11 protein-coding genes are annotated in these 12,467 nt (G+C 69.7%); 7 read left to right on the top strand and 4 right to left on the bottom strand.

The genetic code is table 11. The features are described 5' to 3' along the window. A partial coding sequence (locus tag HV824_RS31645; protein ID WP_176424907.1) for a TonB family protein occupies nucleotides 1-1,668 on the top strand: 1,668 nt, incomplete at its 5' end. A gap of 153 nt (nucleotides 1,669-1,821) precedes the next feature. Further along, nucleotides 1,822-2,424 carry an adventurous gliding motility protein CglE gene (gene cglE, locus HV824_RS31640; RefSeq protein ID WP_176424906.1) on the top strand — a complete coding sequence of 201 codons (603 nt, stop codon included), beginning with the start codon at nucleotides 1,822-1,824 and terminating at the stop codon, nucleotides 2,422-2,424. A 73-nt stretch (nucleotides 2,425-2,497) separates the two neighbouring features. Here cglE and typA read toward each other — a convergent pair whose 3' ends face one another. The 3 genes from typA to HV824_RS31625 all read right to left on the bottom strand — a co-directional run bounded on the left by typA (nucleotide 2,498) and on the right by HV824_RS31625 (nucleotide 7,075). Next, on the bottom strand, nucleotides 2,498-4,339 hold the full coding sequence (gene typA, locus HV824_RS31635; RefSeq protein ID WP_176420843.1) for a translational GTPase TypA: 1,842 nt from the start codon (nucleotides 4,337-4,339) through the stop codon (nucleotides 2,498-2,500). A gap of 211 nt (nucleotides 4,340-4,550) precedes the next feature. Continuing rightward, a complete protein-coding gene (locus tag HV824_RS31630) occupies nucleotides 4,551-5,492 on the bottom strand; it encodes an alpha/beta fold hydrolase (protein WP_176424905.1) in 942 nt (313 codons plus the stop codon). Continuing rightward, nucleotides 5,489-7,075, bottom strand: coding sequence for a sigma 54-interacting transcriptional regulator (locus HV824_RS31625; protein WP_176420841.1), 1,587 nt, complete (start codon nucleotides 7,073-7,075; stop codon nucleotides 5,489-5,491). The genes HV824_RS31630 and HV824_RS31625 overlap by 4 nt, the downstream gene beginning before the upstream one ends. A gap of 116 nt (nucleotides 7,076-7,191) precedes the next feature. Between HV824_RS31625 and HV824_RS31620 the strand changes: the two genes are divergently transcribed. From HV824_RS31620 to HV824_RS31600, 5 genes are all read left to right on the top strand, one after another. Beyond that, nucleotides 7,192-8,196: a cation diffusion facilitator family transporter gene (locus tag HV824_RS31620; protein WP_176424904.1), complete on the top strand. Its 1,005-nt coding sequence runs from the start codon at nucleotides 7,192-7,194 to the stop codon at nucleotides 8,194-8,196. 92 nt (nucleotides 8,197-8,288) lie between these two features. Beyond that, complete coding sequence (locus HV824_RS31615) at nucleotides 8,289-9,323, top strand: hypothetical protein (protein ID WP_176424903.1); 1,035 nt, start codon at nucleotides 8,289-8,291, stop codon at nucleotides 9,321-9,323. Nucleotides 9,324-9,349: 26 nt separating this feature from the next. After that, nucleotides 9,350-9,907: a 16S rRNA (guanine(966)-N(2))-methyltransferase RsmD gene (gene rsmD, locus HV824_RS31610; protein WP_176420838.1), complete on the top strand. Its 558-nt coding sequence runs from the start codon at nucleotides 9,350-9,352 to the stop codon at nucleotides 9,905-9,907. 45 nt (nucleotides 9,908-9,952) lie between these two features. Next, complete coding sequence (coaD, locus tag HV824_RS31605; protein ID WP_163784165.1) at nucleotides 9,953-10,435, top strand: pantetheine-phosphate adenylyltransferase; 483 nt, start codon at nucleotides 9,953-9,955, stop codon at nucleotides 10,433-10,435. A gap of 47 nt (nucleotides 10,436-10,482) precedes the next feature. Continuing rightward, nucleotides 10,483-11,673, top strand: coding sequence for a pyridoxal phosphate-dependent aminotransferase (locus tag HV824_RS31600; RefSeq protein WP_176420837.1), 1,191 nt, complete (start codon nucleotides 10,483-10,485; stop codon nucleotides 11,671-11,673). 4 nt (nucleotides 11,674-11,677) lie between these two features. Here HV824_RS31600 and HV824_RS37730 read toward each other — a convergent pair. Then, on the bottom strand, nucleotides 11,678-12,467 hold a 790-nt coding region (locus HV824_RS37730), incomplete at its 5' end, for a hypothetical protein (RefSeq protein ID WP_255208498.1).

Here is a 12,467-nt window from a genome sequence, read left to right as displayed (position 1 = left end):
ATGTTCCAGGGGCGGGTGGCCACGCCACCGCCGCCGCCGCGTGGCATGCAGACGCAGACGCGCGCGGACCTGCCGAACCTGGTGCCCGCGCCGCCGCCGCCCATGCGCCAGGTGTCCACGGCGCTGGGCAACCGCGTGGAGCGGGTGGCCTCTCCCGGCGTGCTTCCGGTCGAGCCGCCCCGGCAGGCGCCTCCGGGGCTCCAGCCTCGCACGACGCCCTCCACGGCGCGGACGCCCACGCCGAACACGGCCACGACGCGGCGGACGGTGGCGCCACACCTCCAGGAGCCACTGCCTCCCGAGGCCAGGCCCACGCCCGAGGCGCGTGTCCTCCAGGTCGCGCTGCTGTGGGGCGACACCATGCTGGAGGTCCAGCACTTCAAGGACGGCGTGCCCGTCACCATCGGCGAGGCGAAGAAGAACTTCTTCAACGTCTTCGCGCCGTCGGTGGGCACGCGCCACGTGCTGGCCGTCAGCAAGAAGGACGGGCTGGAGGTGCGCGCTCCCGCGGGCTCGCGCACCTTCGTCACCAACCAGGGCAACGTGCGCACCAAGGACGCGCTGCGGGCCGCGGGCGCGCTCTCCGGTCAGGCCGGTGACGCCGCCGAGCAGCGCTTCACCCTGGGCCTGCATGACCGGGTGGAGGTGTCGCTGGGCACGGTGTCCTTCGTCGCGCGCTACGTGAAGCCGTCTCCGGTCATCACCGCCGCGTCGCTGAAGGACTCCGACTTCACGTTCTTCAAGATCACCAGCATCTGCATGCTGGCGGGCCTGGCGGTGGTGCTGGCCATGGTGCTGACGCCGCGCCAGGAGCTGCCGCGAAGCGCGGACATCTTCGAGTCCCAGCAGCGCGTGGCGAAGCTCCTCATCACCCCGCAGAAGAAGCTGGAGGCGAAGAAGCTCCAGCTGTCCGCGCCGGAAGAGGGCGCCAAGGCGAAGGACGAGGAGGGCAAGTTCGGCAAGGAGGAGGCGAAGCAGCAGGAAGCGGCGCCCTCCAAGCCCGGCACGCCCGTGGTGGACAGGAGCAAGAAGGAGAAGGACCGTCAGGCGGTGGGCAAGGCCGGCCTGTTGGGCGCCTTCAAGGGCATGAAGGGCGGGGCGTCGGACGTGTTCGGCCCCGGCGGCTTCGGCACTGGCATCAACGACGCGCTGGGCGGCCTCAAGGGCGGCGCGGCCATGGGTGACGCGCAGGGCGTCGGCGGCCTGGGCTCGCGTGGCACCGGCAAGGGCGCTGGTGGCACCGCGCTGGGCATCGGTGGCCTCGGGACGCAGGGCACCGGCCGTGGCACGGGCGGCTCTGGCGGCATCGACCTGGGCGGCCGTGGCAAGTCCATCACCAAGGTCATCCCCGGCAAGACGACGGTGGTGGGCGGCCTGGACAAGGACGTCATCGCCAAGGTCATCCGGCGGCACCAGGGGGAGATCAAGTACTGCTACGAGTCGGAGCTGAACAAGGACCCGAGCCTCGCGGGCAAGGTGGCGGTGGCCTTCGTCATCGACCCCACGGGCGCGGTGTCCGACGCGACTGTCTCCGAGACGACGCTGAACAGCGCCGCGGCGGAGCGCTGCATGCTGTCGCGAATCCGCCGCTGGAAGTTCCCGGAGCCCAAGGGCGGCGGCGTGGTGTCGGTGACGTACCCCTGGCTCTTCTCGCCCGCGGGCGGGTGAGCGGCGGTCGCGGCCCGTGAAGGACCCGAGTGGCGTGGACGAAACGGTCCACGCCACTTTCGTTTTTTCCCCACTGCCGGTTCCGTGGGGGCGTCATTAACGTCTGCGCCGCTCCCGCGTTGCGCTGGGAGGGCACGTCTGTCGGGAGGACCCGTGAAGAAGTCTCAGCTGATTGCCGCGCTCGCGCTGCTGTCGTCTCCGGCTCTTGCGGCCACGCCACCGGAGGGGGTGGAGTTCCAGCCGCGCCGCGGCTTCTTCACCGAGACGGACATTGGTGTGTTCTTCACCGTGGGCGGTGAGAACGTCTACTCCAACGCCCAGACGTACCTTCAGCTCGGCGTGGGGTATGACCTCACGGAGAAGCTGTCGCTGGGGGCGCACTTCGGGCTCGGCTCATCCGCGCAGAACTGCTTCGCGGGCTACCTGCCCGGCACGGAGACGTGCGCGCTGTCGGACAACTTCACCATGGCCTTCTTCAACGCGTCGGTGGCCTACCACGTGCGCGTCATGGACCGGCTGTTCCTCACGCCCAAGGTGGTGGCGGGCTACACGCGGCTGGACCCTGCGCCCGTGGACCCCGGCGAGGGCGACCCGGGACGCGCCGTCAGCGCGCCCAACGCGGGCCTGGGCTTCGGCGTGGAGTACGCCACGGGCATGGACCACTTCTCCGTCGGCGCGGACCTGCTGGCCCGCTACATCATCGGGCCCAACATCACCTCCTTCGCCGTGTTTCCGAAGGTGAAGTACACGTTCTGAGCGCGGACGGACGAAGGGCCCGCCCCCGACATGGTGGGAACGGGCCCTCGGCGCTTGAGTCGGGCGCGGAGGCCTAGTCGGCCGCGCGCTCCTCGCGCTTGCGGTCACGCTCGGCGCGGTAGCGGTCGCCCACCGCCAGCGCCCGCTTGCGCATGCGGATGGACTTGGGCGTCACCTCGACCAGCTCGTCGTCGGCGATCCACTCCAGCGCCTTCTCCAGCCCCATCTCACGCGGCGGGGTGAGGATGACGTTCTCGTCGCGGCCGGAGGCCCGGATGTTGGTGAGCTTCTTCTCGCGGCAGCAGTTCACGTTCAGCTCGGACGCGTGCGAGTGCTCGCCGATGATCATGCCCTCGTACACCGTGGTGCTGGCGCCGATGAACAGCGAGCCACGCTCCTGGATGCTGAAGAGCGCGTAGGGCACGGTGTCGCCCAGGCGGTCGGAGACGATGGCGCCGTTCTGCCGCTTGGGGATGTAGCCGAACCACGGCTCGAAGCCGTCGAACTGGCTGCTCATGATGCCCTCGCCACGGGTGATGGTGAGGAACTCCGAGCGGAAGCCGATGAGGCCGCGCGCGGGGATGCGGAACTGGAGCCGGGTGCGGCCCGAGCCCAGGCTGCCCATGTCCACCATGCGGCCCTTGCGGGGCCCCAGGCGCTCCGTCACGGCGCCCACGCTGTTCTCCGGCACGTCGCAGAAGAGCAGCTCCATGGGCTCGTGCACCTGGCCGTCCACCACCTTGGTGATGGGCTCCGGGTTGGAGGCCGTCAGCTCGTAGCCTTCGCGGCGCATGTTCTCGATGATGACCGCCAGGGCGAGCTCGCCACGGCCCACCACGCGGAACGCGTCCGGCGTCTCGGTGTCCTCCACGCGGACGGCCACGTTGCGGTAGGCCTCGCGGTAGAGGCGCTCACGCAGGTTGCGGGAGGTGACGAACTTGCCTTCCTTGCCCGCCAGCGGCCCGTCGTTGACCTTGAAGATCATCATCATCGTGGGCTCGTCCACGGTGATGCGGGGCAGGGCCACCGGCTTCTCGGCGTCGGCGATGGTGTCGCCGATGGAGATCTCCTCGATGCCCGCGATGGAGACGATTTCACCCGGCCCCGCGTCCGGAATCTCCACCCGCTTCAGGCCGGAGAAGCCGTACAGCTTGACGATCTTCCCCGGCTGCACCTTGCCGCCCTCGCGGCAGACGGAGACGGGCATGTTGGCGGTGATGCGGCCGGCCTGCACGCGGCCCACGGCCAGACGGCCGACGTAGTCGTCGTAGTCCAGGTTGGCGACGAGCAACTGCAGCGTCGTCTCATCCGACTTCGGCGGAGGCGGGATGTGGTTGATGATGGCGTCGTACAGGGGCTCCAGCGTCTTGCCGGGCACGTCCAGGTCCGTGGACGCCTGACCCTGGCGGGCGACGGTGTAGAGGACGGGCATCTCCAGCTGCTTCTCGTCCGCGCCCAGGTCGATGTAGAGCGAGTACACTAGGTCCAGCACGTCCTTCGCGCGGGCGTCCTGGCGGTCGATCTTGTTGATGACCAGCACCGTCTTCAGGCCCATGGCCAGGGCCTTGCTGAGCACGAAGCGCGTCTGGGGCAGGGGACCTTCGGCGGCGTCCACCAGCAGGATGACGCCATCAACGAGGCGCAGCCCGCGCTCCACCTCACCACCGAAGTCGGCGTGACCCGGGGTGTCGATGATGTTGATCTGCATGCCCTTGTAGTTGACCGCGGTGTTCTTCGCGAGAATGGTGATGCCCTTCTCGCGCTCGAGGTCGTTGGAGTCCATCACCCGTTCGGCGACGTGCTCGTTGCTTCGGAAGGTGCCCGCCTGCCGAAGCAGGTGATCGACGAGCGTGGTCTTGCCATGGTCAACGTGGGCGACGATGGCGACGTTACGGATGTTTTCGCGAGGAATCATACGAACCGAACTGTGATGGAAGGTGGGGTACGCCCGAGGAGGTCGGGGCTTCCGAACCCCACCGGAACCCGGAAGGCGGGCGCTTATATGCCGCGAGTGCGTCCCCTGCAATGCAGCCGGAAGTCCAGCATCCGGGCGGGCGGGTTTTCACTCCTGCCACCTATGAACAACACCAGGGCGTCGGCACCTTCCAACGGGCATTTGCGCCCGCTCAATGGTCTGGGAGAGGACGCACCGCCGGTGTAGGTGAAGGGGAGAGGGCGGCGGTACGCACGTTCAGTCGCTCCCGGAGGAAGCGCTCGACGCGGGCCTCGACCCGCCCTGGAGCTTCGAGTGGGGCGGTGTGGGTGCCGTCGGGGATGAGGTCCAGCTCGGCGCCCGGAATCCGGGCGGCCATCTCCTCGGAGATCCAACCGGGTGTGAACTTGTCCTGGCCTCCCGCCACCACCAGGGTGGGGACGTCCACGTGGGGCAGGTGGTCCCACGCGTTGTGCTCCGCCATGGACTCCAGGGTGCGCACGAAGACGACGGGGTCCATCCGGGCCAGGTGGTCGAAGTAGGGGGCCAGGTCGTTCCGGGCGATGCGCTCCCGGTTCATCTCCAGGGTGATGGCCAGCTGCACGGCCAGCTCCGTGCGCAGCACCGTGTGGATGATGCGAGCGGACTGCCCCGGGTAGCGCTCCACCACGCGGCGGATGAGCGGGAACGCCCGCTTGAGCGCGGTGGAGTCGTGGAAGGTGTCCAGCGGGTTGCCGTAGCTGCCACACACCAGGACGAGCCCGCACACGCGCTGGGCGTAGCGGCGCTGGAACTCCAGCGCCACCTGGACGCCCATGGAGTGTCCGAAGAGGACGGCGCGCTCCATCCCCACTGCGTCCAGCGTCCGCCGCAAGTCGTCGCAGGTGTACAGCATGCCGATGCGCGAGCGGTCCGCGGGGACGGTGGAGCGGCCGTGGCCCCGGTAGTGCCAGCGCAGCACGCGGTGGTTCCGGACCAGGTAGGGCGCCAGGTACTTCCAGGCGAAGCCGTCACAGCCCAGGCCGTCACAGAGGACCATGCCCGGGAGGCCGTCTCCCTGGACCTGGTAGTACAGCTCCGCGCCGTCCGGGACGCGCAGGCGGTCCTGGTGGAAGTACCGCGTGCCGGGGCTCATGCGTCGCCCAGCTCCGCCTCGTCCTCGGGCAGGCCCTTGTCCAGGCCGTAGCGGGAGATCTTCAGGATGAGGTTGGAGCGGCTGATGCCCAGCTCGCGCGCCAGCCGGCTCTTGTTGTAGCGCGTGCGCATCAGTCCCTGCTGAATCATCTCCCGCTCCAGTGCCTCCACGGCCTCGTGCAGCTTGCCGTGGGCGCGCGGAGAGATGAAGGGGCCTCCGCCGGGCAACACGGCGTCGCGGATGCGGCTGGAGATGAGCTCGGCGGGAATGGACTCCAGCTCGCCCCCCAGCACGAGCAGGCGTTCGATTTCGTTCTCCAGCTCGCGGATGTTCCCTGGCCACGCGTAGGCGCCCAGGATGGCCAGGGCCTCCGCGTCCAGCCCGCGCGCGCGCTGGCCCTCGCGGTGGTGCTTGCGCAGGAAGTGGTCGATGAGGACGGGCATGTCGTCGCGCCGCTCCCGCAGGGGCGGCAGCTGCACGCGGATGACGTTGATGCGGTAGTAGAGGTCCTCGCGGAACTCACCCCGCTTCACCAGCTCGCCCAGGTCCTTGTGGGTGGCGGCGATGACGCGGACGTTGACCTCCTTGAGCTGCGTGCCACCCACGGGCAGGAAGGTGCCCTCCTGGAGCACGCGCAGGAGCTTCACCTGCAGCGCGGCGGACATGTCGCCCACCTCGTCCAGGAAGAAGGTGCCGGTGTCGGCGACCTCGAAGAGGCCCTTCTTGTCGCGCAGCGCGCCGGTGAAGGCGCCGCGGGTGTGGCCAAAGAGGGCGCTCTCCAGCAGGTTGTCGTTGAAGGCGGAGCAGTTCTGCACCACGAAGGGCTGCTGCGCGCGCGGGCCGCTGAGGTGGATGGCGCGGGCCACCAGCTCCTTGCCGGTGCCGGACTCGCCGTTGATGAGGACGGTGGAGTCGGAGTTGGCCACCTTCTCCATCAACCGGAACACCTCCATCATGGGCCCGGAGCGCCCGATGATCTTCTCGAAGCGGTAGCGTTCATTCAGCTCACGGGACAGGACGGGCGCGCCGTCCTCCTGGCGGGAGGCCTCCGCCGCTTCGTGGTTGGCGATCTCATTCGCCGCGCACTCGAGCAGATCGGACAGCTTGCTCAGGTCGGCGCCGTCCAGGACGGGGACCTGCTCGCTCAACCCGTCCAGCGCCGCGTGCGGCGGGGCGAACTGGCGCACCTTCGACTTGAGGACGTCCGCTTCCCGCGCGTCAAGCGGCTGGCGGGCAAAGCCCTCGACGAAGAGGAAGCCCTCGTACTCGTTGGCGATGTAGAGGGGCGCGCCCACGATGGTGAAGTTGAGGTGGCAGTCGTGGATGAGCGAGCGGCGCACCTTCTTGTTGGCCTTGAACTTCTCGTTCAGCACCCGGACGGACTGGCCGCAGCGCCGCATGCCCTCTTTCGAGGTCAGGGCGACGCGGCAGAGGGCGTTCGGCGGCGAGCTGAATTCCCCGCGCTGCCACTCACGCACCACGCCGTGGCGGTCCGCGAACGTCAGCTCGACCTGCCACCACTTGCGGATGACATCCCTGAGCATGATGATGGTGTGCAGGTTCAGATGCTTCCCGTAGTCCATCCCCACCTCCGTCGCGTCTCCCCACGCTCCGGAGCAGGGGACGCCGGGCCTGGCGGCAGCCAGATTCCCGGCCTCTCATACCTCATGAATGGGCATTGTCCGCACCCCCCTCTCCCGTGACTACCTCCCCTTACACCCGCGGTGAAGCCGGGCATGGCCACGAGCATGACCACGGCGACGGTCATGGCCACCATCATCATCACGGCCATGGGCACGGACATGGGCACGGTCCCCGGAAGGGCGGACTGGCGGAGGAGCGGAAGAAGGACAAGCGCCGGCTCATCTTCGCCCTGGTGCTGACGGCCACCATCGCGCTGGCGGAGGCGGTGGGCGGTTGGCTGACGAACTCGCTGGCCCTGATGTCCGACGCGGGCCACATGCTGACGGACGTGTCCGCGCTGGCGCTGAGCCTGGTGGCGCTGTGGTTCGCGGGCAAGCCGGCGGACGTGAAGAAGACGTACGGCTACTACCGGATGGAGATCCTCAGCGCGCTGCTCAACGGCGTGCTGCTGATGGGCATCACCGGCTTCATCCTCTATGAGGCGTGGGAGCGGGTGCGCTCGCCGGCGCCGGTGGACATTGGCCCCATGGCCATCGTGGCCGGGGTGGGCCTGCTGGCCAACCTGGGCGCGCTGGGGTTTTTGCACAGCTCCCACTCCATGAACGTGCGCGGGGCCTTCCTGCACGTGCTGGGGGACACGCTGTCGTCGGTGGGCGTGCTCGTGGGCGCGGGCATCATGGCGTACACGGGCTGGTACGTCGTGGACCCCATCATCTCGGTGGTCATCTCGCTCGTCATCGTCATCGGCGCGGTGCGGCTGGTGCGCGACGCGGTGGACGTGCTGATGGAGGCGGTGCCGGCGCACGTGGACCTGGCGCAGATCAAGGAGCTGATGCTGCGCGCGCAGGGCGTCACGGCGGTGCATGACCTGCACGTGTGGACCATCTCCAGCGGCGTCTACGCGCTGTCCGCGCACCTGGTGGTGCAGGACCCCATGGTCTGCAACAACGACGAGATTCTCTCCGCGGTGAAGCACGACCTGTACGACCGCTTCGGAATCGACCACACCACGATTCAAATCGAGAGCGAGACCTACGCCCACCTGGGTGAGGTCCACTGACGGCCCTCGGGCCCCGGGGGCGTGCCCCAGCGGACGCTCCTGACAGCTTCACCTTGCCTCGGGCGGCGCGGGCGGATGATTCTCCACGCTCCATGAACGTGCTGGACAAGGTGCTGACGTTACGGCCGGGGAACACGGTGGCGCGAGTAGGCGCGGGCTCGCGCGTGCCGCTGCTCAATCCCCGGGAGCTGCTGCGTGCCCTGGCGGAGGCGCCGGTGGCGCTGCCGTGTCTGCCGGTCCAGGCGAAGGGCGCCTTGCCAGGGCTGCTGCGCGCGGCCCGGTCGGAGGATGCCGTGCTGGGGCTGGCCTGCCCACACCCCCTGTCGGACCGTGGAGCGCCCGAGCGCTTCGTCGTGGCCGCGCATCAGGCCGCCGCCGAGGCCGAACACGCGCGGCCGCTGTTCCTCCAGGCCGGGCCCATCCGGGTGGCCCGGGCGGACGCGGACACGCTGGACGCCCTGAAGGACGGCATCTACCGCGTGGTGGACGCCGGCTTCTCGCTGGTGTCGTTGGACCTGTCCCGGCTGGACTCCTATGAGGCCGTGGAGGCCGTGAATGCCCTGGTGGCGCCGGTGACCGAGCGCGAGCTGGCGCTGGAGCTGACGGGACCGGCCGCCTCGGGTGGGTTCGTGGACGCGTACCGGACGCTGCTGGAGGGCCTCAGGCAGTGGAAGGTGCCGGTGGACTTCGTCCGGGTGCCGGAGTCCGCGCTGGGCGAGGGCGAGCCGGACGTGCGACTGCTGCGGAGCCTGGTGGAGCTGGCCTCGGAGTACGACGCCGTGCTGTCGGTGGGCGAGGCGGGCGCGGCCCGGGTCGGCGGGCTGCCCACGTACGTGGCGGCCGGCGTGCGCAAGGTGGACTGCGTGGGCGGCTTCGAGCGGCTCGCATTGGGAGCGTGGCCCCCGGACGTCCGCGCCAGCGTGGAGGACAAGGCCATGGCCGCCGGACTGCCCGCAGGCCAGCTGCTGAGCGTGCTGGAGGAGCAACTGCCGCCGCTGGACGCCGCCGCGCGGGAGAAGCTGGAGGCCCTGTCCTTCATGGAGGCCACCGAGGTCCTGGCCGCGCTGGGGGCCACGCGCACGGGTCAGGCGTCGCTGCGCTTCCTGGCGGAGAAGCGGGGCGACTGAGGCCGGAGCGGTGTAGAAGGGGCCCCATGCGAATCGTCGCCGGCACCGCCAAGGGCCGCGCCCTGGCCGGCCCCAAGTCCTCGTCCCTTCACATCCGCCCCACGGCCGACCGCGTCCGGGAGACGCTCTTCAACGTGCTGGGTCAGTTCCTGGACGGCCAGCGGGTGCTGGACCTCTACGCCGGCACCGGCGCGCTCGGCCTGGAGGCCGTGTCTCGCGGCGCGGGGCAGGCGGTGCTGGTGGACCAGGACCGCGAGGCGCTCACCCTCTGCCGTGAGAATGCGCGGGCCGTGGGGCTCGCCGGGCAGGTGGAGGTGCTGTCCGCGCCGGTGGCCCGGGCGCTGGAGACGCTGAAACGGCGCGGCGACCGCTTCGAGCTCATCTTCGCGGACCCGCCATACGCCGCGCGCGTGGTGGAGACGGTGCTGGACGGCGTCGTGGCCGCCGGGCTGTTGACGCCCTCCGGCATGGTGGTGGTGGAGCACGACAAGCGCGAGGCGGCCCCGGACACACATGCCGGGCTTACCCGGGAAGACCAGCGCCGCTTCGGGGACACGTTGGTGAGCTTCTATCGGGCGCCGTGAGCAGTCCTTGACCGGCTCCCGGGGGCATCCGAGACTTCCAGGCACATGCCGGTCGCCATCTATCCTGGTTCTTTTGATCCGCTCACCAACGGGCACCTGAGCCTCATTCAGCGCAGCCTGAAGATGTTCGATCGGCTCATCGTGGCCATCGCGGTGAACCCGAAGAAGACACCGCTCTTCACCGAGGACGAGCGGCGCGCGTTGATTCGCGAGGCCGTCCAGGACGACCGGGTGGAGGTCGACGCCTTCCACGGCCTGCTGGTGGACTACGTGCGCCGCCGCAACGTGGGCGTCATCGTCCGCGGGCTGCGGGCGGTGTCGGACTTCGAATACGAGTTCCAGCTCGCGAACATGAACCGCAAGCTGGCGCCCGACGTGGAGACCGTCTTCATGATGACGGGGGAGGACTACTTCTACATCTCCTCCAACCTGGTCCGGGAGGTGGCCTCCTTCGGGGGGGACGTCACCGGGCTGGTGCCGCCCAACGTGCACGAAGGTTTGAAGGCGAAGTTCGCTGGAAGGAAGTAGCGGGCAGGCCCCTTGTCCGGCGTGGCGCTCCGCGTTAGGCATGGGACATGAAACTCGCTCGCCGGCTCCAGGCCATCAAGCCGTCTCCGACGCTCGCTCTCAACTCGCGCGCCAAGGCGCTCGCCGCCAAGGGTGTGGATGTGGTGGTCCTGGCCGCGGGAGAGCCGGACTTCGACACGCCGGACTACGTGAAGCAGGCCGCGGTGGAGGCGCTGCGCGCGGGCTTCACCAAGTACACCGCCACCAACGGCATCCTGGAGCTGCGCGAGGCCATCTGCGCCAAGCTCGAGCGGGACAACGGGCTGCGCTACACGCCGGACCAGGTGCTGGTCACGTCCGGTGGCAAGCAGGCCCTCTACAACTTCTGCCAGGCGGCGCTGGAGGAGGGTGACGAGGTCATCATCTTCGCGCCCTTCTGGGTCAGCTACCCGGACATGGTGCGGCTGGCGGGCGCCACGCCCGTCATCGTCCCCACGCGCGAGGAGGACGGCTTCGCGCCGGACCCGGACGCCATCCGCCGCGCGCTCACGCCGCGCACGCGCGCCGTCATCATCAACAGCCCGGGCAATCCCACCGGCGCCGTCTATTCGCGCGCGGCGCTGGAGCGCATCGCGGAGGTGCTGCGGCCCCACGACTGCCTCATCGTCACGGACGACATCTACGAGAAGCTGCTCTTCACCGACGAGCGCCTGGGCATCAGCGACGTGGCGCCGGACCTGGTGCCGCGGCTGGTGGTCGTGAACGGCATGAGCAAGGCGTACTCCATGACGGGCTGGCGCCTGGGCTACATCGCCGGGCCCAAGCCGTTGGTGGCCGCCATGCAGATGGTGCAGGACCAGTCCACGTCCAACGCCTCGTCCATTGGGCAGAAGGCCGCGCTGGCGGCGCTGCAAGGGCCGCCGGACACCCTCACCGCCATGGTGAAGGAGTACCGCGAGCGCCGTGACTTCTTCGTCGCGGGGCTGAACGCGCTGGACGGCGTGCGCTGCCGGATGCCGGAGGGCGCCTTCTACGCCTTCGCGGACGTGCGGGGCCTGCTGGGCCGCTCGTACAAGGGCAAGCCGGTGACGTCCGCGATGCAGCTGTCGGAGATCCTGCTCGAGGACTTCCGCGTCGCCGCCGTGCCTGGCGAGCCGTTCGGCGCGGACGGCTACGTGCGCATGAGCTTCGTCACCTCGCGTGAGGTGCTGCAGAAGGGCCTTGCCCGCCTGGGTGAGCTGGTCAAGGCCCTGAGCTGACCGCTCAGTCCGTGTAGGCGAAGGCGCGGAACTCGTCGCGGTATTGGCGGTAGACGAGGACGGCGGGGCGGCCGGAGAGGTTGCCCACGGCCGTCCACACGTCCTTGGGGTTGCGCAGATCCAACCCCAGCCGCGCGGGCGCCTTGCCGTACTTCTTCTCCATGGCCTCCAGCGGCATCACCTCCACGTCATACAGGGTGATGAGGTCCGTGCGCTTCAGCCGCAGCTGCTTCACCCATGCCGACACCAGCTCCTCCGGCGTGGCGTAGCGCTCCGCCTCCAGGCTGAACGGGTAGAGCAGCTCGTTCGAGGCCGTGCGCACGTCCCCCGTCAGCAGCGACTGGAAGAGGAAGCGCGCGTCCGCCTGGATGTCCCGGTGGATCTGCTCCTCGGGCGACAGCGGCGGCGTGTCCGGGACGGGCTCGCGCTGCAAGTCCAGGATTCCGGCAGGCAGGTTGACCGGCGGTGCGCCCGCGTGGGGCGGCGTGGGCGCCGCGCGAGTCGAATCAGCGGCGGTTGCCGGCTGCTGCGCGGCGGGGGCCCCGGACTTCCTGGGCGCGGCAACGGCCTTTTCCGCGGCTGCCCCGGGTGATGCGGTGGGCTCGGCCTTCTTGGCGGCGGCGGTGCCTGCCTTCTTGGCGGGCGCTTCAGCGGCAGCCGGCGCAGCGGGCGCTTCAGCGGCCGGAGGCGCCGCGGGGGCCTCGGCCGTCTTGGGCGCGGCTTCGGCCTGCTTGGGCGCTGCTGCCTCGGCCGCCTTGGGCGCGGCTTCGGCCTGCTTGGGCGCTGCCTCGGGC

Source organism: Myxococcus sp. AM009 (assembly GCF_013372605.1).
GTDB classification, from domain to species: Bacteria; Myxococcota; Myxococcia; order Myxococcales; family Myxococcaceae; genus Myxococcus; species Myxococcus vastator.
The sequence above is the reverse complement of the archived record's forward strand: the minus strand, read 5'-3'. Positions and strand labels throughout refer to the sequence as shown.

Bases quoted from the DNA above. Each gene is read 5' to 3' on its own strand.
- typA (WP_176420843.1), bottom strand. From the start codon at position 4,339: ATGATTCCTCGCGAAAACATCCGTAACGTCGCCATCGTCGCCCACGTT.
- HV824_RS31630 (WP_176424905.1), bottom strand. From the start codon at position 5,492: ATGAGCCCCGGCACGCGGTACTTCCACCAGGACCGCCTGCGCGTCCCG.
- HV824_RS31625 (WP_176420841.1), bottom strand. From the start codon at position 7,075: ATGGACTACGGGAAGCATCTGAACCTGCACACCATCATCATGCTCAGG.
- HV824_RS31615 (WP_176424903.1), top strand. From the start codon at position 8,289: ATGAACGTGCTGGACAAGGTGCTGACGTTACGGCCGGGGAACACGGTG.
- rsmD (WP_176420838.1), top strand. From the start codon at position 9,350: ATGCGAATCGTCGCCGGCACCGCCAAGGGCCGCGCCCTGGCCGGCCCC.
- coaD (WP_163784165.1), top strand. From the start codon at position 9,953: ATGCCGGTCGCCATCTATCCTGGTTCTTTTGATCCGCTCACCAACGGG.
- HV824_RS31600 (WP_176420837.1), top strand. From the start codon at position 10,483: ATGAAACTCGCTCGCCGGCTCCAGGCCATCAAGCCGTCTCCGACGCTC.